The sequence below is a fragment of the Paraflavitalea devenefica genome, assembly GCF_011759375.1.
GTDB lineage: Bacteria > Bacteroidota > Bacteroidia > Chitinophagales > Chitinophagaceae > Paraflavitalea > Paraflavitalea devenefica.
On record NZ_JAARML010000004.1, the window covers coordinates 484,007 to 509,542 of the forward strand.

Annotated in this window: 24 protein-coding genes; 7 read left to right on the top strand and 17 right to left on the bottom strand. The window is 46.8% G+C overall.

Annotation, left to right across the window (positions count from 1 at the left end):
* Nucleotides 1-911 precede the first annotated feature (911 nt).
* Together HB364_RS23475 and pyrE are read right to left on the bottom strand one after the other, a co-directional pair.
* Entirely contained in the window at nucleotides 912-1,274 is a 363-nt protein-coding gene (locus HB364_RS23475) for a heavy-metal-associated domain-containing protein (RefSeq protein ID WP_167290775.1), read from the bottom strand.
* A gap of 25 nt (nucleotides 1,275-1,299) precedes the next feature.
* Nucleotides 1,300-1,935, bottom strand: coding sequence for an orotate phosphoribosyltransferase (gene pyrE, locus HB364_RS23480; protein WP_167290776.1), 636 nt, complete (start codon nucleotides 1,933-1,935; stop codon nucleotides 1,300-1,302).
* A 61-nt stretch (nucleotides 1,936-1,996) separates the two neighbouring features.
* Here pyrE and HB364_RS23485 point away from each other — a divergent pair, with 61 nt between their 5' ends.
* Nucleotides 1,997-2,623: an NUDIX hydrolase gene (locus tag HB364_RS23485; RefSeq protein WP_167290777.1), complete on the top strand. Its 627-nt coding sequence runs from the start codon at nucleotides 1,997-1,999 to the stop codon at nucleotides 2,621-2,623.
* Between the two features lies 1 nt (nucleotide 2,624).
* Here HB364_RS23485 and HB364_RS23490 read toward each other — a convergent pair whose 3' ends face one another.
* From HB364_RS23490 to HB364_RS23515, 6 genes are all read right to left on the bottom strand, one after another.
* A complete protein-coding gene (locus HB364_RS23490) occupies nucleotides 2,625-3,659 on the bottom strand; it encodes an alpha/beta hydrolase family protein (protein WP_167290778.1) in 1,035 nt (344 codons plus the stop codon).
* 12 nt (nucleotides 3,660-3,671) lie between these two features.
* Nucleotides 3,672-4,097 carry a hotdog fold thioesterase gene (locus HB364_RS23495; protein WP_167290779.1) on the bottom strand — a complete coding sequence of 142 codons (426 nt, stop codon included), beginning with the start codon at nucleotides 4,095-4,097 and terminating at the stop codon, nucleotides 3,672-3,674.
* 14 nt (nucleotides 4,098-4,111) lie between these two features.
* Nucleotides 4,112-4,600: a pantetheine-phosphate adenylyltransferase gene (coaD, locus tag HB364_RS23500; protein WP_167290780.1), complete on the bottom strand. Its 489-nt coding sequence runs from the start codon at nucleotides 4,598-4,600 to the stop codon at nucleotides 4,112-4,114.
* Between the two features lie 62 nt (nucleotides 4,601-4,662).
* Entirely contained in the window at nucleotides 4,663-5,598 is a 936-nt protein-coding gene (locus HB364_RS23505) for an aspartate carbamoyltransferase catalytic subunit (RefSeq protein WP_167290781.1), read from the bottom strand.
* 69 nt (nucleotides 5,599-5,667) lie between these two features.
* Nucleotides 5,668-6,189 carry a bifunctional pyr operon transcriptional regulator/uracil phosphoribosyltransferase PyrR gene (gene pyrR / locus HB364_RS23510; protein WP_167290782.1) on the bottom strand — a complete coding sequence of 174 codons (522 nt, stop codon included), beginning with the start codon at nucleotides 6,187-6,189 and terminating at the stop codon, nucleotides 5,668-5,670.
* A 140-nt stretch (nucleotides 6,190-6,329) separates the two neighbouring features.
* Entirely contained in the window at nucleotides 6,330-6,893 is a 564-nt protein-coding gene (locus HB364_RS23515; RefSeq protein ID WP_167290783.1) for a porin family protein, read from the bottom strand.
* Between the two features lie 515 nt (nucleotides 6,894-7,408).
* Here HB364_RS23515 and HB364_RS23520 point away from each other — a divergent pair.
* A complete protein-coding gene (locus tag HB364_RS23520; protein WP_167290784.1) occupies nucleotides 7,409-7,948 on the top strand; it encodes an outer membrane beta-barrel protein in 540 nt (179 codons plus the stop codon).
* Nucleotides 7,949-8,038: 90 nt separating this feature from the next.
* Here the strand turns inward: HB364_RS23520 and HB364_RS23525 are convergent, their stop codons facing one another.
* From HB364_RS23525 to prfB, 4 genes are all read right to left on the bottom strand, one after another.
* Nucleotides 8,039-8,365: a DUF2752 domain-containing protein gene (locus tag HB364_RS23525; protein WP_167290785.1), complete on the bottom strand. Its 327-nt coding sequence runs from the start codon at nucleotides 8,363-8,365 to the stop codon at nucleotides 8,039-8,041.
* A gap of 10 nt (nucleotides 8,366-8,375) precedes the next feature.
* Nucleotides 8,376-8,882, bottom strand: a complete 507-nt coding sequence (locus HB364_RS33230; RefSeq protein ID WP_167290786.1) for a TM2 domain-containing protein — start codon at nucleotides 8,880-8,882, stop codon at nucleotides 8,376-8,378.
* Between the two features lie 357 nt (nucleotides 8,883-9,239).
* On the bottom strand, nucleotides 9,240-10,871 hold the full coding sequence (gene pruA / locus HB364_RS23535; protein WP_167290787.1) for an L-glutamate gamma-semialdehyde dehydrogenase: 1,632 nt from the start codon (nucleotides 10,869-10,871) through the stop codon (nucleotides 9,240-9,242).
* Between the two features lie 26 nt (nucleotides 10,872-10,897).
* A protein-coding gene (prfB, locus tag HB364_RS23540; RefSeq protein WP_394353243.1) for a peptide chain release factor 2 occupies nucleotides 10,898-11,990 on the bottom strand; the annotation gives its coding sequence in 2 pieces (ribosomal slippage) (nucleotides 10,898-11,929 and nucleotides 11,931-11,990; 1,092 coding nt in all).
* Nucleotides 11,991-12,165: 175 nt separating this feature from the next.
* On the opposite strand from prfB, the gene HB364_RS23545 reads away from it, so the two are divergent.
* Both HB364_RS23545 and HB364_RS23550 read left to right on the top strand, forming a co-directional pair.
* Complete coding sequence (locus HB364_RS23545) at nucleotides 12,166-13,002, top strand: dienelactone hydrolase family protein (protein ID WP_167290789.1); 837 nt, start codon at nucleotides 12,166-12,168, stop codon at nucleotides 13,000-13,002.
* A gap of 156 nt (nucleotides 13,003-13,158) precedes the next feature.
* Nucleotides 13,159-15,210, top strand: coding sequence for a hypothetical protein (locus HB364_RS23550; protein ID WP_167290790.1), 2,052 nt, complete (start codon nucleotides 13,159-13,161; stop codon nucleotides 15,208-15,210).
* A gap of 2 nt (nucleotides 15,211-15,212) precedes the next feature.
* Here the strand turns inward: HB364_RS23550 and HB364_RS23555 are convergent, their stop codons facing one another.
* Nucleotides 15,213-16,607: a sensor histidine kinase gene (locus HB364_RS23555; protein ID WP_167290791.1), complete on the bottom strand. Its 1,395-nt coding sequence runs from the start codon at nucleotides 16,605-16,607 to the stop codon at nucleotides 15,213-15,215.
* A 242-nt stretch (nucleotides 16,608-16,849) separates the two neighbouring features.
* On the opposite strand from HB364_RS23555, the gene HB364_RS23560 reads away from it, so the two are divergent.
* From HB364_RS23560 to HB364_RS32955, 3 genes are all read left to right on the top strand, one after another.
* Entirely contained in the window at nucleotides 16,850-17,272 is a 423-nt protein-coding gene (locus HB364_RS23560; RefSeq protein WP_208420062.1) for a YqaE/Pmp3 family membrane protein, read from the top strand.
* A 157-nt stretch (nucleotides 17,273-17,429) separates the two neighbouring features.
* A complete protein-coding gene (locus HB364_RS23565) occupies nucleotides 17,430-17,861 on the top strand; it encodes an META domain-containing protein (RefSeq protein WP_167290792.1) in 432 nt (143 codons plus the stop codon).
* Between the two features lie 25 nt (nucleotides 17,862-17,886).
* A complete protein-coding gene (locus tag HB364_RS32955) occupies nucleotides 17,887-18,681 on the top strand; it encodes a DUF2452 domain-containing protein (RefSeq protein WP_208420063.1) in 795 nt (264 codons plus the stop codon).
* A gap of 75 nt (nucleotides 18,682-18,756) precedes the next feature.
* Here HB364_RS32955 and HB364_RS23575 read toward each other — a convergent pair whose 3' ends face one another.
* The 4 genes from HB364_RS23575 to HB364_RS23590 all read right to left on the bottom strand — a co-directional run bounded on the left by HB364_RS23575 (nucleotide 18,757) and on the right by HB364_RS23590 (nucleotide 25,335).
* Nucleotides 18,757-19,251: a hypothetical protein gene (locus HB364_RS23575; RefSeq protein WP_167290793.1), complete on the bottom strand. Its 495-nt coding sequence runs from the start codon at nucleotides 19,249-19,251 to the stop codon at nucleotides 18,757-18,759.
* A 21-nt stretch (nucleotides 19,252-19,272) separates the two neighbouring features.
* Entirely contained in the window at nucleotides 19,273-22,476 is a 3,204-nt protein-coding gene (locus HB364_RS32960) for a beta strand repeat-containing protein (protein ID WP_208420064.1), read from the bottom strand.
* Nucleotides 22,477-22,542: 66 nt separating this feature from the next.
* The gene (locus HB364_RS23585; protein WP_167290794.1) at nucleotides 22,543-23,109 is read right to left on the bottom strand and encodes a T9SS type A sorting domain-containing protein; all 567 of its coding nucleotides are present in this window, start codon (nucleotides 23,107-23,109) and stop codon (nucleotides 22,543-22,545) included.
* Nucleotides 23,110-23,550: 441 nt separating this feature from the next.
* A complete protein-coding gene (locus HB364_RS23590; RefSeq protein WP_167290795.1) occupies nucleotides 23,551-25,335 on the bottom strand; it encodes a carboxypeptidase-like regulatory domain-containing protein in 1,785 nt (594 codons plus the stop codon).
* Between the last annotated feature and the right edge of the window lie 201 nt (nucleotides 25,336-25,536).

The following is a 25,536-nucleotide window of genomic DNA, read 5'->3' on the forward strand; positions in this document are numbered from 1 at the left end:
TAAATCCCTGGTAACTCTATATTAGTTCGCCAGTAAGAAGTAGGATAATCCAGAGATAATCCACATATACTCCAGAGATATTCCAGAGATATACCACCTTTAAAAGGTGTGGAATATCTCTGGAATATTAGAATAGTAATTATTTTTTATATCCTAAATAAATAGAAACTTAGGTACAGATTACTATAAAGTCTCCCTTGGAAAAGATGGCTACTTTGACCGGTCTGAGGTCTGCAAAAAGGAGGATTTAGCAGGTCTACTTTGACCAATTTTACAAACTGGAAATCTACCACACACGCTCCCATCCTCCTTGTTTTTCCTTCCTAAATGTCTCCAACAAAGCCTCCGAAAAAGGTCAATTTTGACAGTCTGCCGGCGGCCGCAACAAAACCTATCAGGTCTATTTCGACCAGAGCATAAGCGCTTCCCAGGCTTCCTGTCAACGTCTATTTTGACAGGCCAAAGCACCTAAAAGCAGCCCTCCTGAACCGCCTGAGATTTGCATAAAAGCATTCGTTCTTTCCCCTGGCCCTGAATATTTGATTCAAAACCGCCTGGAAAAACCGGCCTTAAAAGGGGCAATTTTGACCTCTCCAGCAGCGCCGGCAAGCAGCCCCGTTAAGGGCATATTTGACCCTCCCGGGAGACCCTTTCGAAAGGTCAATTTTGACCTCAAAAAACGCCTTAAAAACAGGGCTGTTTTATACGTCTATTTCGACCACCTCGTTCAGCCTTTCAGGCAGGTAACGACATGGTCAACTTTGACCGCTGAATAATTGATTAAGGGAAGGCAAAAAGAAGGACATTTAAGACTTACTAAAAGGGGGCATCCAGGGCATAAAAAAACGACCATTTTCGGGATGAAAATGGTCGTTTCGGGACGTTTATTTGCTTGTCTTATCGGCGCTGTTTTAGTGGTCACCGCCTCCCCCGTCTTCGGGTTTCTGGCAACACTTAGGCAGTTTTTTATACGCCTCTGTATCTGCGGTTACATCATCAGCATCATAACCGGCATTGGCAATGGCGGTCTTCACATTCTCTATATTGGTCCGGTCGGTAATAAAAGTCACCTTCGTAACCTTCTTCTTAAAGTCTACATTCACCTTTTGCACGCCATCTTCACGCTTCATGAAGTCTTCAATACGCTTTTTGCAGCTCTCGCACTGAACAGTGGGGGTCTTGATCGTGACTGTTTGAACAGCTTTCTTTACCTGTCCAAATCCTGTGGTCAGGATGCCGGTAATAGCTACAGCCAAAAGGAAAAGTTTCTTCATACAGACATAGTTTTCCCAAATATAACTAATTCCCGCTCCAGTTGCCAGGGTCCTCACGCCACTTTAACAAAACGGCTTGCTGATCGGCAGATACCAGTCCTTTTTCAATGGCCAGATCAATCAAAACGGGGTAATTCGTCAGGGAATGGTAGGTAACACCAGCTTTTTCAAAGGCGGCTGCAGCCACCGGAAAGCCATAGGTAAAAATAGATACCATACCGATCACATTCAATCCGGCTGCTTTCAGTACATCTACTACCTGGAGACTGCTTTTACCCGTAGAGATCAGGTCTTCAATCACCACTACAGGCTGACCGGGGGTATAAAACCCTTCAATCTGGTTGCCCATGCCATGTTCTTTGGGTTTAGGACGTACATATATATAAGGCAGCTTCAACTGATCGGCGGCCATCGCTCCCCAGGCAATGCCCGCAGTAGCTACCCCGGCCAGCAAACCTGCATCCGGGAACTTTTCAAAGACCACATTGCACATCTCCGATTTAATAAAATCACGGATATACGGAAAAGACAGCACCTTGCGGTTATCGCAATAAATCGGGCTTTTCCAACCCGAAGCCCATGTAAAAGGTTGCCCGGGATTTAATTTAATAGCATTAATTTGTAAAAGCTTTTCGGCTACCGCCTTTTCATTCTGGGACATAAAACGATTTTAGTCAGTCCGGCGAAATTGGCGGTTGAACCGGGAAAATGGAAAATTATTTATGCACATCAAGATCTACTTCAACGATAAACCTTTGTTCCTGACGGACGAAATCTCCGCCGATATTGAGCCTTACGCGCATCATGATGATGCAGTATTAATAGATGAATTCTCCACGCCAGGCGTTAATTCCATGATCCATGAAATGCGGCAGGAGAAAATACATGCCGGCATCTTCCTGCACCATAACCTCGCCGAACTGGAAAAGACCTTCCGCAGGAAATTTACCCTGGTACAGGCAGCAGGTGGTCTCGTATTGAACGACAAAGGGGAAATATTAATGATGCTGCGACGTGGTAAATGGGACCTTCCCAAAGGAAAACTGGACCCCGGAGAATCGCTGGAGCACTGCGCCGTACGGGAAGTACAGGAGGAAACAGGGCTTAAAAAAGTAACGTTGCAGAAGCCATTAGTCGTAACCTATCATACCTACGATGAGAGTGGCAAGCATATATTGAAAGAGTCGCACTGGTACGGCATGAAAGCACCCGGCAAACAGGAACTGGTACCCCAGTCGGAAGAGCAGATCACGCAAATAAAATGGGTAACTGCCGCCGAAGTGAAACAATACATCACCAACACCTTCCCTTCTATCATAGACGTATTAAAAGCAGGCGGCTTCCTGTAGATCATTTCTCCAGCCACTTCAGCAGATCATCAATCATCTCCTGCTTATGATTGACTACTTCCTCCTTGCCATTCACCAGCTTTACTTCATTAAAAAAATGGTCTGTAGGATATACCTTATACGTGAGGTTCTGCTTACCCAGCCGCAGGAATTCGAGCGGCACATAATCAAGTCCATAGATCGGTGAATTCTTATCATCACTGCCCACCGCCATAAAAACAGGGATCGTAAGTTGGGTTAACTGGTCCATGGGAACAGTGGTACAATAGCTGCCCCAGCGCAGGTAGGAATGCCCCTCCCACTCTTTATCCGTAGCTGCCGGATGACGGTAAATATCAGCAAAGACGGCCATCAGGGAATCTATTCTCCTTTGTGCTTCACGGTGAGTGATCTCTCCTTTGGCAGCCAGCACGCGTTGCGCTGTAAGCCAGTCGTACAACTGGTTTAAGCCGGCTCCTACAATACTGGCGCAATGTGTCACTCTCTTATTAATAACAGCCAGCCGGGGTACTACCTGTCCGCCTTCCGAATAGCCATACACCACTACCTGTTGTTTATTCACCGGGATCTTCTTACAGAGATAATTGATCACCCGGGAAGCCGCCTCCGACCGCCAGTACAGGCCGGCGCGCCTGGTATATTCAGCAGAAGGCTTCAGGCGCTCCGCGATGTCTCCAAAATGTACACTATCGGCATCAATATCCACGGTATCGCAGAAGGGCACACCCGGTTTGCTGATAAATACAACATGGAACCTGTCGGCCAGTTGCAATACATCATTATCAAATGAATTGTATACCAGCATTTGCTTCTTCAGGCGTATCAGCGTAGCCAGGGGAAAATGCCCCGAACCGTCCAAGGCCAGCAGTAAAGGTTTAGTGGAATCTATACCGGATGCAGATACATAAAAATTGATCGTGCCTAACTGTTTATCGGGTATGCTGAAAGCCTTCAGACCATAATCAGCAGGTTGGGTAGGCTGGGCAAAACAAATGCCTGCCATCATAAGTAGTGCCAGAAGGATAGAAGTTCTCATGAATAAGGCGGGTTATTTTTTGGGTAATATAGCTACGGTAAGCCGGCTGATGCACACCAGTTTCTCTTTATCATCCTGGATCCTGATATCCCATACATGGGTAGTGGCGCCGATATGGATGGGACTCGCCGTTCCTGTTACAAACCCGGTACGCACACCGCGTACATGATTGGCATTGATCTCCAGCCCTACACAAATAAACTTCGACTGATCAATGACCAATGCAGCAGCAACACTCCCCAAAGTCTCGGCCAGCACACAGGAAGCGCCGCCATGCAGCAGGCCATAAGGCTGGTGCGTACGATGATCAACAGGCATACGCCCTTGCAGAAAATCGGGGCCTATGGCTGTAAATTCAATGCCTATCTGTTCAGCAATGGTATTATTGCATAAAGGCTGAATATCGTGGGGCTGTATGGATTTGTTGAACCAGATCATGCAGGTTTCCGGATTCAGATTTCGTACTTCTTTCTTTGCTCCAGGGTTCTGGCTACTACATCGGGAAGGAACTTCATCACATCGCCGCCGTTCCTTAATACATCCCGTACCAGCGTGGAAGCTACCGAGGTGAATTGTGGCAGGCAGGTAAGAAATATCGTTTCTATATTATTGTCCAGGCTGCGGTTCATATCCGCGATCGCCTTTTCATATTCAAAGTCGTTCACGTAGCGGATACCCCGCACAATAAAATTAGCCCCTACCTTCTGACAGCATTCTACTGTCAGTCCTTCATACAATACAGCGCTTACCTTGGGCATATCTTTATAGATCTCCTCTATCCAACTGATCCGTTGTTCATCCGAAAACATGGGAGTCTTATTGATATTGCGGCCGATACCGATCACCAGCTTGTCAAACAAAGGCAATGCCCGGTTAATAATGTCTAGGTGACCAATAGTGATGGGGTCAAATGTACCGGGAAATAAGGCAATTCGTTGCATAAGTAGATTTTAAGGACCAGGTGGCTCAACGCTCCATATCCGGGGCACAGAACGCAATATACTTAATTCATGCTTCCCCTTCCGCCCGACAGCAGGTACAAAGCGGCCATGCGTACAGCAACGCCATTTTCCACCTGTTGCAGGATAATAGATTGCTTGCTGTCTGCCACATCACTGTCCAGCTCCACGCCGCGGTTAATAGGCCCGGGGTGCATTACCACCACTTCTTTATTAAGGCTGTCCAGCAGACGTTTATTAATACCATAAGCCAGGCTGTATTCACGCAGGGAAGAAAAGAGTACCTGGTTCTGCCGTTCCAGTTGTATGCGCAGCACATTGGCCACATCGCACCATTCCAGCGCCTTCTTCAGGTTATATTCCACCCGTACATCAAAGGCCTCTTTAATATATTTGGGGATCAGTGTGGGCGGACCTGCTACCATTACTTCTGCACCCATCTTTTTAAGCAGGTAAATATTGCTCATCGCCACACGGGAGTGCATAATATCGCCGATAATGGCCACCTTCAGTCCTTCCAGTTTGCCCAGCTTCTCCCGCATGGAAAAAGCGTCGAGCAGGCCTTGTGTAGGATGTTCATTAATACCATCGCCGGCATTGATAATGGCAGCGGGGATATGCCTGGCCAGGAAGTGGGGGGCGCCGCTGGCGCTATGCCGCATCACCACCATATCCACCTTCATGGATAATATATTATTCACGGTGTCCAGCAACGTTTCGCCTTTGGAAACAGAGGAGCCGCTCGCTGTAAAATTGATCGTATCTGCGCTGAGGCGTTTTTCTGCCAGTTCGAAGGAGATTCGGGTACGGGTAGAGTTCTCGTAAAATAAATTAACGATCGTCACATCCCGGAGGGAGGGAACTTTTTTGATGGGCCGCTGCAATACTTCTTTGAATTCCGTAGCGGTATCTAAGATAAGCTGGATGTCTTGCCGGGTAAGATCCCTGATGCCGAGCAGATGTTTAACTGAAAGTTGCATGTCGGGCAGCAAAATTAGGGCAAAATACAATAAGGTACAAAATAAGGTATCGCACAGGATACTAACATCTTATAACAACACAACTTCCTCTTTTCCATCCCTTTCCTTCCAGAATACTTTTACTTTCTGCGAAACAATGGAGTCAATGGATTTGCCCACATAATCGGCCTGTATGGGAAGCTGGCGGCTGAAACGGCGGTCAATTAGGATGCATAACTCTACCTTGGCAGGCCGTCCAAAACCAAGCAGGGCATCCAATGCCGCCCGGATCGTACGCCCGGTGTACAGTACATCATCAATAATCACCACGTTCCTGCCTTCTATGCTGAAGGGGATATCTGTATGGTTGGGGGCATGCAGGGAATTGCGGATATCATCCCGGTAAAAAGTAATGTCCAGTTTACCATACTTCACTACACCGGCAGGTACCAGCTCACGTATCTCCCGTACGATCTGATCAGAAACAAAAATCCCCCGGGGCTGAATACCGATCAACACCGTATTCTCAAGGTTTATGTGATTTTCCAGTATCTGGTGGCCCAGGCGCTTGATGGTAATAGCCAGTTGCTGTTCGTTCAATACCGTTTTCATGTCATAAATATTAATCTCTTCAAAGCCACCCGGATTACGGCAGGACCCTTAAAAAGAAAAATTTCCATAAAAATAAGAAACCACTGCCATTGGCAGTGGTTTTCTCTAAAAGAATATGTATAAGCTTTGGTAGCCTCTTTTTAATTCAACCTGTAAGCCACGCCTATCTGCAGTACCCTGTTGTGCCCAGTACCAGGATGATCCCATATGTCCGTCAGCCCCAGGTTCCAGCGGATACCTGCACTGGCCTGCTTCGTGAACTGGAATCCGGCGCCAAATGCCCAGGACAGGTCAAAGCCCTTATAATTATCGGTGACAGTATGTACCCTGCCATCTTCCTTCAACTTGGCATTGATCAAAAAACCAAATTGGGGGCCTGTTTCAGCATAGAACCCGGAAGGATGATTATACTGGCCCAGCACCGGTATATTGAGGTAATTAAGCCTGTACTTATGATCATCTCCCTCATCTTCTATCTTGGCACCCTGGCGGGAAAATACCAGCTCAGGCTGCACACTAAAATGATTGGCCAGGGGGAAATTTGCGAAAGCACCTGCATAAAAACTAAGCTTCATGTCATTGAAGTCATCCCCATCACCAACAATATTGGCAAAATTAAATCCGCTCTTTACACCAAACTTTACCTGCGCCTGCCCTGCCATAAAAGCAACCGCACATACGATCAATAAGAAAACCTTTTTCATGACTTTTTATTTATCCGGAGCACTATCTCCGGAATGGTTAAGAATTTGAGGCGCAAAACTATAGTAAAAAACCTACTGTATCATACAATAAGGTGATTTTACTAATGGCAAGCAAACAAACCGCCTCAATAACGGGAAACTAAGTAAAATATTATGGCAGGCAGGGCAAAATACCCGTATACGTGCGGGTTTCTGTTAGGATTCCCGACCAAATAATAACCCACTTGTTAAATATTGATCAGTAAGGCTCAATGTATTATATAAGCGTCCACCCCAACCTATACATGAAAAGTTCAACTATACATATACTGCATGAATTGAAGAATAATGAGTATAAACTACACAAACCACCCGGATATAATAGTATACCATGTTTCACCTACACTAACAATCCGGCATAGTTGTATAAAATAATTTGCAGCGTTTATACAATAAAAACTTATTTATTCCTTTTTTATATCAAACTGTTACAATTAGCTTTGCATTCAAATTCTTATTAACCTAAAAAACAAAAAATGAAAAAGGTTTTATTCGCAGCATTAATGACGATTGCAGTACAGGGAGTTTTCGCACAGGTAAACAAAGGCCAATGGCTGGTTGGCGGTAGCGCCGGCTTTGAATCACACAAGCAAGGTGAAGTTAAAGCTACGGAGTTTACGTTCAGCCCCAATGCTGGCTATTTCTTCATTGACAAGCTCGCAGGCGGTCTTCGTGTAGACCTGGCCAGTGTAAAGTACAAAGGTGCTGATGATGCTTCCAGCTCATTTTTAATTGCACCATTCGTACGTTATTATTTCCTGGACGCTGCACAAAAAGTAAATGTTTTTGCTGATGCCAGCTATGGGTTTGGCTCTGTGAAAGAAGATGGTGAAAGCGCAAGCCAAAATGGATTTGCCGTTTCTGCCGGTCCTGCAGTATTCTTAAGCCCTAACACTGCACTTGAATTCGCTCTGCAGTACCGTTCTATGGGCGGAGATGCTTACGGTGATGACAACCTGAACACTTTCGGCTTTAAAGTCGGCTTCCAGATCCACCTGGGTGGCGGAAAGAAGTAAGCTTCTGACAGAATAATACTCACATAATAAAACAGGCTACCGGTTCCGGTAGCCTGTTTTATTATCATTACCTCCGCAAAATATTCTTCCCTATTGCAATTGTGGCTGCCGCAACGCACGCATCTTTAAAAAGGCCTTCCAGTCCATAAAAAACCAACGCGCCCAAAAGATCGCCAGTGCAGGCAAGGCGATAAAGGACCACATATGCCAGGCAAATGCTTCTTCAAACTCCCCGTGAATAAGGTGCATACAGGCGCGGGTCAACCCACAGGCAAAGCATTCCACCTTAAACAACACCTTTGAGAGACAGATAGATTCGCCATGGTCAAAAAAATCAGCCGGCAATAATAGCAGAACAACCGGCGTAGCAACAATAAAGACCAGCCTGGCAATAGTAAAATAATAGCGGAACTGCATGGTACAGGAATTATAAAGTTACATCGTAGGGACCATTCTTAGGTTGCAGGCTGCCGGTGATGATACGGATGAAATCAATCAACGCCCAGATACCGCAACCACCTAAAGTGAGCAACTGAACAACACCTTGCCAGGTGTAACCCAGGTAAAACCTGTGAATACCCAGACAACCCAGGAAACCGCAAAGCAACAGGGCTACCAGTTGGGATTTTTCACCAGGCTGGGGAGCCGCAGCTTCCATCTTGTTGGCGATCTTCTTGCCGAAAAGCTTCAGGCCGATTTTCTCTTTTAAGGTCAGCTTACTGCCTTTTAATTCTGTAGCGATCGTCTTCAGCTCCTTGTTGGTAATATTACCATCTACGGCTGCTTTTTCCCAGGCCAGTGTCGCTTTCTGAACATTTGCCGGGTTAACAGTAGCCTTTTGGGCAGGCTTCTCACTGTAAGGAGTAGCAGCAGTAAATACTACCAGCGCAGCAGCAGCGACAGCCAGGAATGCAAAGGGTTTAAAAAACTTCATAAAAAAAGATGATTAGGTTTGCGCTTACTCTTTAGGATTTTCAGCTTCCTCCGCCTGACTTTCTCCGGATTTCGGCGTTGTCCCATAAAACGCTATATCAAAGCAGGCTTAGCCCGGTTTGAGTGGACATGCTTCCACCGGTAACAAGAGGAGGGTGATATTGCTACAGGCTGGAACATAAAAGTAGAACAGTTCACAGGCCTGTAAATCACCTATCGGATGTAAAGCCATAAATGAGGTAGGAATAGCTAAAAAAGGACCCTGAACTGTAATATACCCGGCATATAGGGACAAAAAAAGCTGTACTCATTAAAGTACAGCTCTCAGGTAAAATGCTTTATTGGAGTGCCTGGCTACTTATGCTTCTGCCAGGAATGGATAGCGATAATCGGTCGGGGGATTAAATGTTTCCTTAATGGTCCGGGCGCTCAGCCAGCGATACAGGTTAAGGATAGAACCCGCCTTATCATTGGTGCCGGAAGCACGGGCCCCGCCAAATGGCTGCTGGCCTACTACCGCGCCGGTAGGCTTATCATTAATATAAAAATTACCGGCCGCATTCCTCAACTGGTTAGTGGCCAGCTCTACCGCCGCCCTGTCCTGTGCAATAATAGAACCGGTCAGTGCATACGGAGAAGTATTGTTCACCAGCTCCAGGGTTTCGGGGAACTTTTCGGCATCATATACATACACCGTCAATACCGGCCCGAAGATCTCTTCGCACATGGTTACATACTGCGGGTCTTTGGCTTCTATCACGGTAGGCTGCACAAAATAACCTTTTGACTTATCGCAATCACCACCCACCCATATTTCGGCTTTCTTATCTGCTTTGGCATTATCAATATAGGATTTGATCTTATCAAAGCTCTTTTCGTCAATCACGGCATTAATAAAATTGCTGAAGTCCTCTACCGTTCCCATTTTAAAGCTCTTTACCCCTTCAATAAGCTTTTGCTTTACTTCAGCAGCGATATTGGAAGGGATATAAGCGCGGGAGGCAGCAGAACACTTCTGCCCCTGGAATTCAAAAGCGCCGCGCAGCAAGGCTGTTGCCACCACATCCGGAACAGCGCTCTTATGGGCTACCACAAAATCCTTTCCACCGGTCTCCCCTACGATCCTTGGGTATGACCTGTAAGAAGCCATATTCTTTCCGATCGTTTCCCACATATTATTGAATACGCCGGTAGAACCGGTAAAATGCACACCAGCAAACTCCCGGTGATTAAAGCATACCTTCCCCAGCGTAGGCCCGTCTACATACACCAGGTTGATCACCCCGTCGGGCAGGCCTGCTTCCTGCATAATGCGCATAAACATCTGGGCAGAATACACCTGGGTATTGGCTGGTTTCCATACCACCACATTACCGCACATCGCTGCCGAAGTGGGCAGGTTACCACCGATAGCCGTGAAATTGAAAGGTGTTACCGCCAGCACAAAACCTTCCAGCGGACGAAACTCCAGGCGGTTGTGAATGCCCGGGCTGCTGATAGGTTGTTGTTTATAGATCTCACTTAAATAGTGCACATTGAACCGCAGGAAATCTATGATCTCACAGGCGCTGTCAATCTCGGCCTGGTAAGCATTCTTGCTTTGCCCCAGCATCGTGGTACCGTTCATATAAGGACGGTATTTCGTGGCAATGAGGTCGGCTGCTTTTAAGAATATATTGGCCCGGTTTTCCCAGCTCATGGCAGCCCAGCTATCTTTAGCAGCCAGGGCCGCATCAATAGCCTGTTTAATATGCTGCTCTTCGCCATGATGAAAATATCCCAGTGTATGGGCTCTTTCATGCGGGGGATGTATGGCTACCTTATTACCCGTACGTACTTCCTTTCCACCTATGTACATGGGTATATCTGCTTCCTTACCCTTCAGTTCGGCCAGTACTTCTTTCAGCCTTTTCTTTTCGGGCGAACCCGGCGCATAAGCCAGCACCGGCTCATTGACAGGGATTGGATATGAAAAATAACCTAAGCTCATAGTTCATGTAGTTTATTATGTAGTAATTAACTCTGCGTTTCCTTTTCCATCATCAGGTAGGCCTTGATGAACCCATCCAGCTCACCATCCATTACCGGCTGCACATTGCCTACCTCAAAATCGGTACGGTGGTCCTTGATCATCTTGTACGGGTGGAACACATAGCTGCGTATCTGGCTGCCCCACTCTATCTTCTTCTTATTGGCATTGGCAGCATTCTTCAGGGCCTCCCGCTTGCGCATCTCTTCCTCGTACAACCGGCTCTTCAGCATCTGCAAAGCCATCTCCCGGTTTTCACCCTGCGTACGCGCTTTCTGGCATTCTACAATAATACCACTGGGTATATGCTTCAGCCGCACAGCCGTTTCTACCTTATTAACGTTCTGTCCGCCCTTACCACCACTGCGGTAAAACTCCCATTCCAGGTCGGCAGGGTTTACAGCCACTTCAATACTGTCATCTACCAGTGGGTATACATACACGGAAGCAAAGGAGGTATGACGGCGGGCATTACTGTCAAACGGGGAGATCCGCACCAGCCGGTGTACCCCGCTTTCCGCTTTCAGAAAGCCGTAGGCAAAAGGCCCGTCAAACTGCAGGGTAGCGCTCTTTACGCCGGCCCCATCCCCATCCTGCCAGTCCAGCTCCGTCACCGACCAGCTTTGCTTTTCACCATACATCCGGTACATCCGGGCCAGCATTTCTGCCCAGTCCTGGCTTTCCGTTCCCCCTGCCCCGCTATTGATCTGCAACACCGCCGGCAATTCATCTTCCGGCTGGTTCAGGGTACTCTTGAACTCAGCTTCTTCCAACTGTTGTAACGACCGCTCATAAGCTTCCCGGGTCTCTTCCTCAGAGGCTTCCCCGGCCTTCCAGAAATCGAAAAGCACGGCAAAATCCTCTACAGAAGCTTCCGATTGCTCATACAGCCTTACCCAGTATTCATTCAGCTTAATGTTCTTGAGAATCTCGGTAGCACGTTTATTATCATCCCAAAAGCCGGGAGATAAAGACAATTGTTTATCCTGGTTTATCTTATCACGCCTGTTATCGACGTCAAAGAAACCTCCTCAGGACCACCACACGGTCCCTCATAGCCTTAATTGATTCTTGTGTCATAAGGGCGCAAAGATAAGGATTAGTTTATTTGGCCCCACCCCGTTAAGCAAGGCATAATAATTATGGTTAACTACTGACTAATCCCGGATAAAGAATACGGAATGTTTCTCTTTTACCCGAACTTTGGGCCCCAATTGCAACCGATTGATATTAACCATCAAAATTCAGCAATACTATGAAGCATGCTCTTTTATTCCTGGCACTATTGACAGTAAACATACTGGTCATTACAAGCTGTAACAACCAGCCGGCCGGCACTGCCGACACCCCCAAAGGAGATACAGTCATTATTAAAGAAGAGACCGTTAATTACACCGCGGATACGGCCAAATGCATCGGGTTTGTGGCTTATAATGAAGCAGACTCCGCTAAAAGACCGGCCGTATTGGTAATACCGGAATGGTGGGGTCTGACCGATTACCCCAAAATGCGCGCCCGTGAACTGGCCAAACTGGGATACATTGCCCTCGCAGCCGATATGTATGGCAACGGAACAATAGCCGATAGTCCCTCCCTTGCTCAAAAGTATGCCACACCCTTTTACAGCAACTCAACCCTGGCAGCCACCCGTTTCATGGCGGCACTGAATAAACTGAAAACTTTTCCACAGGTTGATACTACCCGCATAGCAGCCATTGGTTACTGCTTTGGCGGTTCTATGGTGTTGAATGCCGCCAAAATGGGCGCCCCCCTCAATGGGGTGGTGAGCTTTCATGGCGACCTCCGCGGCGTACCGGCTGACAAGAACCTGCTGAAAGCCAAAATACTGGTATGCCACGGGGCAGCCGACAGCTTTGTGCCCCAGGAACAGGTAGATGCCTTCAAAAAACAAATGGACTCCATTGGAGCGGATTATACCTTTAAAGCGTATGCAGATGCTACCCATGCCTTTACCAATCCCAAAGCCACAGAAACAGGCCAGCGCTTTAGTATACCGATAAAATACAATGCGGCAGCCGATACAGCTTCCTGGAAAGACATGCAGGAGTTCTTCGGTCGGATATTCAAATAACAACGCCGGTATATATTTAATTTTTACCATAAGGCTGTGATGACAACCCAGGTTGTTATCACAGCCTTCTCTTTTTTATACAGCCAATTTTAACACTCCCGGCTTTGCATACCTGCCGGATTCACCTATCTTGCCATCCCAAACACCCCTAAAGCCATGAACGCTGCTACCAGACTATTGCTTTGCATAGCCGTATGCCTTTCCTGTAACGCTTATGCGCAAACTGATACTTCCAACTTCAACATCGGCAGGATAAAACTCAAAAAAGACTTTACCCAATCCATTACCATCAAAGGTGAAGAACTGGAAAGAATGCCTTTTACCAACCTGCATGAAGCCATCAATGCCTGGTCTTATGGTTATTATACCAACAAAAGCAGTATAGTTTATGTAATAGATGGCATCATCGTGAATGACGTAAATGCCTGGAGTGTATATGATATTAAAGAAGTGACCCTGGTACAAAATGCCCTGGTCCAGGTAAGCGGAGCTACCCGCCAGCAACAACTCGCAGTCATAACCACCCGGAAAGGTGGAACCGGCCAACAAGGCATCACCGTAGCAGGTCAAAGTTACCTGGTCAAAGCTACGCAGGTAACAGCCGTTCCTTCTTCTACCTCATCTGAGAATAATTTTTATCATCAATACCATGTTTCAGCCTGGAAGAATGACAAAAACCTCCAGTTTGGTCTATCGGCCAACTACCTGCGGGATGTGTTGCCAGCTATGAAAGAGCCTAAAGTGAGAACTATTACTCCCAATAATTATGACCGCTTCCGCCTAAACGGCTGGCTGACAGCCAGGCTGGGCCCTGCGCATGAGCTTTCCCTGCGGGTAAATGTAGTACCACAGGTGCTCGATAATGAAAGAGGTTATACAGAACAAACACCCGCCTATGATTATTCAACGCACAGTAAATACCGTAATAAACAAACTATTTTTAATCCCTCTATTAGTTTTAAATCAACATTAGCCCAGGGATTTAGTAATGAATTTACCGCCAGCTATGGCTTCTCAAAAGCGAAAGGCAACGGTGAAAGCGAGGTGACCTATACCAATCCAACAAGTGAATATAAACAGTTCATCAACTCTTCTATTACAGCCAAACAGGTACTGCTCATGGACCAGGTTAGCTATCATACTTCCCTGGGTAATAACTGGTCTCTTGAGCCAGCAATAAACTTTACATTCAGGTATTTGGATTACAAGACTGTCGCCAGCCAGGCAACTTTCAATAGCGGCAATGTAACAACTATCAGCCAATACACATCCGGCCAGGAAGGCAGACTATTTATACTAACGCCTTCCATTAATCTGTCCTATCAAAACAGCTTTAATGTGCAGGGCGGATTATTAGCTAATTTATCCAAGACCTACGGACAAAAAGTAAAAAAAGCATTCCCCTTTGTTACGACCAGTGTTGATGTACTACGGTTAGCCCGCCCTGATAATCCTACCAGCCTGAAATTTTTCGGTTCCTTCGCGCAGGCTGCCAATGCCGGGGATGTTACCCTTAGCTTCGCAGATTATAACAGCTCCGCAGTTTTTACAGGCGGCTTCACCACCGGTGGTGTACTGCTTCCCACCGGTACTTTCCTTGATAAGTCTTTCCAGGCATGGCAGGCAGGTACCCGGCTGGGCGTATTGAATGACCTGGTTTCTGTCAACTACCTGTTTGAGCGGCGGAATTTTACCACCGAAATGTATGTACCTGTAGCCATAGGTACCGGTGTTACTTACAGATTAATATATCCTGATCTCACTTCCAACTCCCATCATATAAGCATCAACGCTACTGTATTGAACAAAAAAGCGTTATACTGGCGTACCGGCATCAATGCCACCAGCTTAAAAAGTAAAAGCAAAGATTCGATCAGCTTTTACGCTATTCATACTGTGCTGGGCGATATTGACAGCGATAAAGCCTCCTGGACAGGCGGATGGGTAAACCGCTTTTCCTGGAAAAAATTCTCTGCCGGTGTAGACCTGGTGTATTATTTCAATCCTGACCAGATTCCCTCCATGCCCGGCAACAGCAAAATAAATGCAGTGTCATTATCGAATGTTTATGTAGGCTATCAACTCAACCTGAAAGGAACAAAGGGGCTGGAACTGTATGCAGACTGCAGGAACCTGGCACAGGACAAAGATTTTAAGATCACAGGTACCCGGAAGTATTATGGATTGGGGGTTAAAACTAACTTATAAACTTACGCTACCTGGTTATCATAACGCGGCAGGGTAAAGGAGAAGGTGCTTCCTTTACCCGGTTCGCTTTGTACAGTAATATGACCGCCATTCTTTTCCAGGAACTCCTTGCATAGTTTAAGACCAAGGCCGGTACCGGTTTCATGATTGGTGCCTTTGGTGGTAAAATAACTATCGCCAAAAATACGTTGCATATTTTCCCGGCTCATACCAACGCCGGTGTCCTGTATAAAAACCTCCACCTGCTTCGATTTTTCGGTGGCGCCCACATACACCGTTCCATGTTTGGGCGTAAACTTAATGGCATTGGACAGCAGGTTGCGCAACACCAGGTTCACCATCTCCCGGTCGGCATAACAATATACCGGCTCATCCAGCTTTGATTCAAGGTATACCTCTTTATTCTCTGCCTGAAGCTGCAAGAGTTGCAACACTTCCAGTACCATCCTTTGCACGTCCAGCACCTCGGGATTTACCGTGGCATGTTTCATCTGTGTCTTTGCCCACTGCAGCAGGTTTTCCATCAGGCTGGTAGTAAAATTCATTTCACTGGCTATGCCGGGCACCATGTTCATGATCTCCTTCGACGATAATTTATACCGCTGCATATTGTGGAACAGGTTGCGCAAAGCATACATAGGCGTTTTAAGGTCATGCGCAATAACGGAGAATAACTTATTCTTCACCTGGTTCAGCTCCGTCAGCTCACGCGTTTGCTGCTCCAGCAGCACCGCTTTTTCAGCAATCTCCTGTTTCTGCCTTTCTATTTCCAGGTTACGCCGGTGCAGCTCCCTTCCTTTGGCCAGGAGGCCGAACTGGTAATCTGTATTCTCTTTTTTGATCAGGAACAAGGTATAGAAGATAAAACCCAGTGCGGTAACATGATGGAATACATACAGCCAGTAATTCACGGTGGCCAGCCTGAAATAATAATCATGGGGCGCTACTACCGCCAGGATATAACAGGCGGCCGACCAGCAGAAAGCAAAAATGATACTGGTCACCTTTTGTAAAAAGAAAACGGCCATCACCCCATACAGGATGAAGAACAGCGATACACCGGCATCTACCTTACCCAGGTATACCAGGCAGGTAACAATAGGATATACACTGAAATAAATTAAGCGGGAAGCTTCATAATACTGCTCGTAAGTAAGCCACAGAATAATAACACCAATAGCAAGTGGAGAACATACAACATACCATACCAGCGGTGGCAAATGATCATTACTGAAAAGACCGGCCAGGGTTAATACCAGCCCGGCCACCATGCTGAAAATATTGAGTTGGTTAAAAATACTCAGCCTGCGCTTTTCATACTCCTCCATGGTACTGGTAACACCGATGGATTTGATAAAAACCCAGTAGTTCAGTAATGCCTGGCCTAACGGTTGCATTACGGGAAATTTCGCAGGATTGAATTTATACAAGCGTATCAGGGTTAGGAGTTTTGGTATATATAACGGAAGGTAGTTATAAAAGATTTGTTTTGCAAGCCCGTTAACGATTTCCTAATGCCATTTCCCGGTGGGTTTACCTCCCCCGTTATGCCCGGGCGCCCCTCCCATAACAGTAAAATCTATTTGGAAATCAAAATTTTATGTTAATTTCACGGCATTAAATGCCAAAATTAATCACTATGAAAAGACTTATTCTACACCTGTCAGCAACCTTGATCCTGATCAGTACAGTAGTTCCTGTTAGCATGGCGGCCACCGCGTCAGAACCTGTACCAGTTACAGCACCGTCTTCAGAACCCAATCCTGAAGCTGTAAAAGCTGCAATGAAAGATTTCAAAGCACTGCCCCGCAGTGAGAGAAAGTCCCGTCTTAAAGAAGCTAAAAAGCTGTTCAAACAGTACAAGGCCGACAAAAAAGCAGGCAAGAAAGCAGAAACCGACCAGGTATTACTGGCTATTCTGGCCATCTTACTGCCACCACTGGCTGTATACCTGAAAGAAGAAGAGATCAACAGTAAATTCTGGATCAGCCTTATTCTTACCCTGATCTTCTGGATTCCTGGTGTGATCTACGCTCTGCTGGTAGTATTTGACGCCGCTTAATTGATCCCACATCTTAAAATTATTGAGCGCTTCTGCCCTACCCTGTGCAGAAGCGCTTTTTCTTTAGCCCTGACAGGGTTCAAGGAAATGTTAAACCCTTTACCGTAGTATGTATAGGCTGTTATTACAGCATCTATTCATCAACAAAACATACACTATGCAAAAGGCTTTTTTATTCCTGGCGGTCCTTGGCATCCTGGCCGGCTGTGCACCTAAAACAATACCTGCAAAAGACGGAACAGCCAACAGTTCACTCACCAATACCCGGTGGAAACTGACAGCGCTGAGCAGTCTTCCCAACGGATTACCCAAATTATCCAAAGACGTATTCCTGCAACTGGATACCGGTCGTATCAAAGGCTTTGCCGGTTGTAACAGTTACTTTGGCAATTATATCACCAATGCGTCTACCCTTACCTTCACCGGCGTGGGCGGCACCAAAATGTATTGCGAAGGCGCCATGGAAACAGAGAGCAAGCTATACGAGGCACTCAATAACACCAATAAATACCGCATCACAGGCACTAAGCTGGAACTGCTGAAGGAAGAGGCAGTACTGGCTATCTTTGAAGCACTATACCTGCAATGATCAGCAGGTTTTATATTTTTGCTTCATGGTACAAGCATATAACTTCCTGGCCAGTTGGCAATTGTTTCCCGAGAAAGGCATCTATGAATTTGGCGACCGCCCCCGGTCGGGCATCTATAAAATGGAGGCTGTAGAGAATGAACGCTTACTGGCTGTGAGCATGAACTGGGTAACCCTGGAAAACCAGGCCTTTGAATCCAAATACATCCTGGTGCCGGATGGACAGGAGCACAGTTTTGACAATCCCGAGATCGCAGATACCAGCAAAGCTACTTTTATTGACGGCATTACTTTCGAAACACAGTTCTATAAGAAAGGCGCCCCTGTATTGCAGGTGCTGAATGAGTTAATGCCCAATGGTTACCTGAAGATAACACAGAAGGGATTGACGCCTGCACAGCGGGAATATACCAATGTGGAGTATTACCACAAACAAATGAGCGTGCTGCCCTATTCTGCTTCAGTGGCAGGCGCCTTGATCAAACCCACGGAAGAAGGGGTGATCCGTCATAAGGCGCTTACTGCTATGGAAGAGCAAACCAATATGCAATTGGGACAGATCCGCAAACAAATAGAACTGCTGGCGCTGCAGGCGCAGGAAATACAGAAGCGGAAAGAACTGTCCCTGCTGATCTATAATGCCAAACTCAATTTTGCACCGGTAATTGGCCAGACCTATTACTTGTATGAGAAAAATGATGGCAGCCACCTCTTATCCCTCGTAAGCCCGCGTGAATGGGGTGGCGGCGCTGGTCCTTACAAACGCTTTGTAGCTGCTGTAAAACTGCTGGCCGATCATACCTGGATGGAAGTGGTATAGCACCCGCATAAAAAAAGTTGCGAAGCCATTCGCATGGCCCCGCAACACTACAGCTGAACTTTTAAAGAGAAGTGGTTAGTTATTATTCTTTGCCGGAACTTCTTTCTTTTCTTCTTCCTGCGTAGGAATGGGAACTACAGGGGCCTTCTTAATGGCTTCCGGCTTTGGTTCTGCCACACCCTCCTGCAGGGGAACGACAGGAGCTTTAACAGGGGCCTGCTTTAATTCCCCGCTCTTCACATCACTGGGCAAAGCTACGTTGGCCGCCTGTGCCTTAGACGTACTACGGGATGCCTTCGCTTCCCCGCCGCCACCGGCAAAACGCATGCCTTTTAAGGCGCCTTTCCTGATCTGGTCAATCACGCCTTCCTTACCCTCATTCTTATCTGTTACCGCAGCCGGGGCTGTTTTAAGCGTAGCCGGTGCATATTTCAAGCCCGGCGTATGACCCTTTTTTAACTGGCTGCTGATGCTTTCATGGGTATTAAAGTCCTGCGCACGTACCTGCATCATACCCACCAATACAATCACCAGCATTGCTATTCCCTTATACTTACGGATATATTTCATAACAAGATTTTTAGGTTTAAATTATTTAATGCTTACCAATACATTGATCTTGCCAATACCCTGCCCATTGTAATCCTGCAGGGCCTTGCCAATAACCTGTCCTATTTTTACTTTATCAGGATCTGCTTTCATGGCTACGCCCGCCATAGAAGAAGTAACGATGAGATCGCCGCGTTTGATAGCGCCACCTTCTGAGCATACCTTGGTGGGGATAACACCTACAATACCCATTGGTACTTTACCGGCCAGATCGCTATCAATATGTTCTTCGGTTAATAATACACCAGGTTTGGTCGCATATACGCCGGCTACCAGTGTTGAATAAGGAGTGCCGGATTTTTCAACCGCCCTGTCTTTATCAGTGGCAATCACCAGCACATCGCCGGGTTCATATTGATTGGTATGGCCCTGTACATCGAAAGCCTCAGCAATATCCGCACCGCTGTTCTGCGTACCGTCGTTGAAAAATCCTCTGCCGGCTGCGTTGATCCTCGCCACATTCACAGTACCGGGATTACCGCTCTTAAAGAGGGCAATTGAACCATTGCTATGTTGCTCTACTGTAAGTACAGGATTCGTATTGCCAGTATTATAATTCACCATACGGGCAGCTCTGCCATCGCCAAAGTTGGGCACCCAGGCATAGAGCGCATTGCCGGTACCATCAGCCGTGGTTTCCACGCCATCACCGCCGTTGGATGCATTGGCGGTAATACCATTGCCATTACCATCAGCAAGGGCTATCAGCGCCGGACCATTACCGGCAGGATTGGAAGCATGGAACAGCCCCGCAAAACCGCCGGTACCGGAGGATATACCATAAATACCTGCGGTGCCGAAATTGGCAAACTGGGAATTCACTTCCCCCCTTACTGCGGGTGATGTTCCGGTCACCTTATCTACCGTGAAGTTCCCTGCTATACCATTACCTACGGTTTTAACGGTGATAACATCACTGGTGTTGCTTTCATTAAATATACTAAAACGGCCTGCCCTGCCGGTAGCGAAGGTAGGCACCCAGGCATACAGGGCATTGCCATCGCCATTAATATTCGTTTCTACACCATTGCCACTATTTTCTGCATTGGCAGTAATGGCATTACCATTACCATCATTCAGGGCCACCAGTGCAGGACCATTGCCGGCAGGATTGGAAGCATGGAATAAACCGGCAAAACCACCGGTACCGGAAGAAATACCGAATATACCTGCCGCGCCAAAATTGCCAAAGATCGTTTTCACTTCTCCTCTTACTGCAGCAGCTACACTATTAGTATTGTCCACCAGGAAAGAAGCGGCATTGCCTTGTGTATTATCGGGAATATTACCATTACCATTGGTCTCTACTTCCAGCGTATTACCATCTGTATTGGTATTATTGAGGTTTTCAAATCTTCCGGCACGCCCCGTTCCATTGTTAAGACCTACCTGTCCAAATACGCCTATTGCAGTACCCGTGTTATTGGTAGCCACAAATCCCCGTACACCATAACCGCCGCCATCATTACGCCCCACTACAGCGCCGGCTATATCACTGGTGGTACGGCCTACTACTGCTTCACCACTGCCATTGTTATCTCCTATGATCCCTGCAGAGGTCTGGGCAGAAGTAATTCCATGAACTGCAAAGCCGGCGCCCGTACTACTCCGTACGCCTGCACCATTACCGGTAGAAGTAACATTGATCACGGTACCATCACCTACCGTATTTGCCACCAGCACATTGTTATTGTTGGCATTATTGAAAATAGACATAGAAGCCGGTATACCATTGTTGGAAGTGGCTGTCAAACCGGTACCAGTATTACTATTGGCATATACGCCGATGCCATTGGCAGAGGCATTGCCATATACACCAAGCCCGTTGGGCGTAACACCATATACGCCCCAGCCGGAACCATCCTGTGAGCCATATACACCAACCCCAAGACCACCGGTACCACTATTGATACCTCTCACAGCCGATGAAAAACCACCGGGTGAAGTAGAAGAAACAATACCCCGTATAGCGCTCACACTACTGGTAGTTGAACTGGTAGTAGCCCAAATCGCATCCCCATCACTAATGGTGCTGGCAGATAGTGCAGGATTATTATTAGCGTTATTGTTGATCGCAAAGCTACCGGGCGTACCGTTATTGCTGGTGCCATATACACCTACACCGGTGGCGCTGTTGCCAAACACACCATAACCAGCGCCACTGGCGCTGCCATATACGCCAAGACCATTAGGCGTGGTGCCGTAAACGCCCCAGCCCGAACCATTCTGGGCGCCCCATACCCCAATGCCCAGGCCGCCGGTACCGTTGTTAATACCACGCACAGCAGAAGAGAAACCACCAGGTGTGGTAGATGATACCACCCCCCTTATGGCGCTAATACTACTGGAAACAGTATTATTAACGCCTTCCAGGGATGTGCCGTTTCCATTGTTGGTTATTGAAAATAAAGTAGCCGCATTATTTTCTGTAGCAGCATAAGGCAGTATCAGTCCACCGGCAATATTATTGGCCGGGGCCCAGTTAGCGCCATCATATCGCAGGATCTGTCCTGCTGCAGGCGCTGCCGCATCTATCCCTATTCCCCTGATCCCTGCTACAGTAGGATTGGGATAATTGGCTGTGAGATCACCACCGGCTGCCCCACTGGGAGGCAGGGTTACGCCGGCCGCTATTTTCGCCTGGGTTACTGAACCATCTGCCAGCTTATCGGTGATCACGGCACTATTGGCTATTTTGGCGGTGGTAACAGCATTCGCCGTTATCGTTGGATTGGGATAGGTACCTGTGAGATCTCCGGCGGCAGGCCCTATAGGCGGACTACCTGCAGCATTTAAAGCATACGGTACAGACAACAATTGTGTAGCACCAATAGCAATAAAAGCATTGCCATTATTAGGATCTACTTCCACCTGCATGAACTTGGCGCCGGTACTCCAGTTAACACCCTCAATAGTACCACTCACATTGGTAGCGCCCCCGCTTCCCATCTGTATATTGAACAGCCCGACAGGATTAGTAACCACCGATCTGGTTTCCGTATAAACGATGGCGCCGGCAGCCGATCCTTCCCGGATGCTTAACCGTAATTTAATTGTTTTGTTGGCCAGCACATTTCCTACAGAATTGCGGGCTACCCCCTGGTAATTCAACATGCCGGGAGCCTGCCCTATGGTGACCATAGCTATCAATTGCAATACGGACAGTATGCATAAAAATCGCTTCATAATTTGGTTTGTTTTATGGTTAGAGAGATGCTTTTTTTAGTTAGGCCTGCAGCGGCTGTAAGCTGATTATTTGTTGTCCATCTTGATTACCCGGAAACCACTGTGCCGTATCACTTCTTTATTATCACCGGCACGCCTTCTGTCGGGCGTTAAATGGGCAATCACATAATAAGTACCGGAAGGATAGCGCGACAGGTCGAAGTACTCGATACGGCAACAACCATCATAATCATATGCACGCCGCTCCAGTACTTTGCCATAATTATCTGTCAACTGCAACTCCATGCGCCCGGTTTCCCGCACAAAGAAGTCCAGCTCAAACCTGCCCGCTGTAGGATTGGGAAATAGCCGGTATTCACCGGGGGCAAACAACAGCGAGAGAAATGATTTATTGACAAATTCCGTACAGGGCTGTAGCAGGCCCTGCGTAAACAGGATAATACTATCAGGCGGAGCGAAGGCATTGATCAGCGTTAGCTCGCCGATACTCCATTCAAAATGATAGTAGGAAGAGGGATCATTATACGATCCGCCGGCAGCATTGAAGGCAAAAGGCTTTGCACTTTGTCCGGTCGCCTGCCAGGTACTACATACAAGTAGTAATAGGCAGCATGCTTTGTACAATTTATCCATAAGCAGGAGATATTTTAAAGGTTAAATAATACATAGAAGGCCCTATCCACTATGTACAGTCAGTGAATACAGGATGATCGTCAGGATAGGTGCAAACAAAACCTAAGCTGCATACAGGCATATGCAGGAACAGTCGTCATTCAGCCGGATACAATACAATATCCGCAAGGCTCCGGAACAATCCGGAACTATGGAAGGCAGGGAATCAACTACAACAGGCGTAAGCTTGATCTTTACAATGCCACTACGTATCGGCATCAGAGCAATGAGGACAGGTCGCTAACGGTTGGGATCACTAAGGGGTATCTTATAAGGTGATATAAAAATAGAGAGAATTTTAAATATAAAAAATTCCCTCTTTGTGGTATATTTTCTTGATAAGTGTCAACGGATGGCAGTATACGGAGCTATTTCATACCCTGAATGAGTGATATACAGGCATTAATTCATCCGCTTCACCCTGAAATTACAGACAATGTTCTGGATGCTATTGTCCGAAAATCCCAACATCAGTCCACTGAAACTGCCGGTAATAAACCCTCCGGCCTTACCAAACTCCGTAATGGTAACTGTTAATGGTACCGGCGCATAAGCACGGGCGCCCGGAAAGCTGGTAGAAAATACTTCAGTTAACTTATGGTCATTCCCGGCTACATCCGCGCCACTAAACTGAAAGTTCCAGTCAGGCACTGTATTCTGCCCTGCATCCAGCAATAATACGGTAGTCCAGCCAGTTTGCTGTGCTGTAAAAAAACCACCGATGGTATCAACAGGTGCCGTTAAGATCTTTGTAGCACCATTGTTAATAGTATAGCTGACGGTACTCACTGTACTGATCCCACAGGCATTTAACATGCCCAGGTCATTGACGCCTGGAATCAATGTAAGCGACTGCGGTGCAGTTTGCTGATTGGTGGCTTTATCAACAGCTACATAATTAACTTCTGTATTGGTACATGCCAGCCCTGTAAAGCTAAAACTACCATTAACGATGTTGATACGGTTATAAAACCCATTATCATAGGTTTGTATATAGCCATCGGTAACAGGCGCATTATCGCAATTGGAAACTGTACCGCTGATGGTCACCGTATTTTGGCCCAGGTTGCCGGTAAGTGTGCCCAGGTCTACATCGACATTGGTAGTTGTAAAAGGATGTGAATAGGCCGATGTAGCGCAAGGAGTCAATATGTCCAATACCAGGCCGGTATTAGACAATACAGCACCATAAACATAGCCATCTGCATCTGTGTAAGCAAATTTACTAAAGCCTGCATTCATTGGCTGGTTGGCAATGGTGATCATGACCGGAACATGGACCAATGGCTGCCCGGTACTGTTCACTACCCTGGCCGTGAAGTTAACCAGGGGATAACCTATGGCATCACTCCAATAAGAAAAATGGCTTACCGTGGCCCTGTAATTATTGCCGGTCTTGGTGGCCTGACCTTCCTGCTTCCATAATCCATTGGTTTCATTAAAAGACCATAATTCCAACGTAGTGGGCGCCAATGACAATAGAGCTGCGGAGACAGGCATATCTACTGTTGCCTGCTTACCCGGCGCTATTTGCAAACGCTCTCCCGCATTGCCAGTCAACTCTGCAGCAAAACTGCTATAGGACTTCAGTAGCTTAAGATATTCGTTGACATCAGTGCCCCTTTCATCGCCGGGCAATGTAAGTTGGACCTCCTCTGCATTAGAAGGATCTATTTTACGCACATTCACATGAACATCGCCGGTATAAACGGCCCCGTTATCAGCCTTTACCACACCATTAGCAGGCAAGGTCAGTTTAATACCATCCGTTGAAGTAACGGTACCTCCGGTAACAGCATCTACCACGCCTGCTTCCTTTTTAAGAAGCATTTTCGCACGTACAAAGGTCTCCTGATCTTTATTGACAAGGAATGTCCTGTAGTTATCAAAATAGCCGGCCTTCGCTATTTTCACAAAGCCGGCCACTTCGGACAGGGATACATCATTGATGGAGAAATAACCATACTCATCTGTAATGGTTTGCTTATTGCCTGCTTTTACCTGTGCTCCGGCCAGCGGAGCATTACTTTCATCTGTAATAAAACCAGCAATGGCGGCAGTTACTTTTATCGACAGGTCAGGTTTGCTAAGATTGGAAATGATACCAGCGTGGTCTCTCTTTTCACAGGAAGCTGAAAGAACAGTAATGATCACGCCAAGCAGAATGGGCAGCCGGGTTTTGTTCATAAGAAAAGGGTTGTGCATATGGGTTATTTTTGCAATCAGTTACAGGGCTATTCTGCGAAAGATAGATAGCCCTTTGTGTATTTCAAAGACATTAAAACATTTAAAATATCAAAGCCCCGCGCCACAGTGAGGAATTCACCCAACGATGATACCATTAAAATATTGCAGGAGTCAATTTATCAGGTATGGTGTGATTTATTT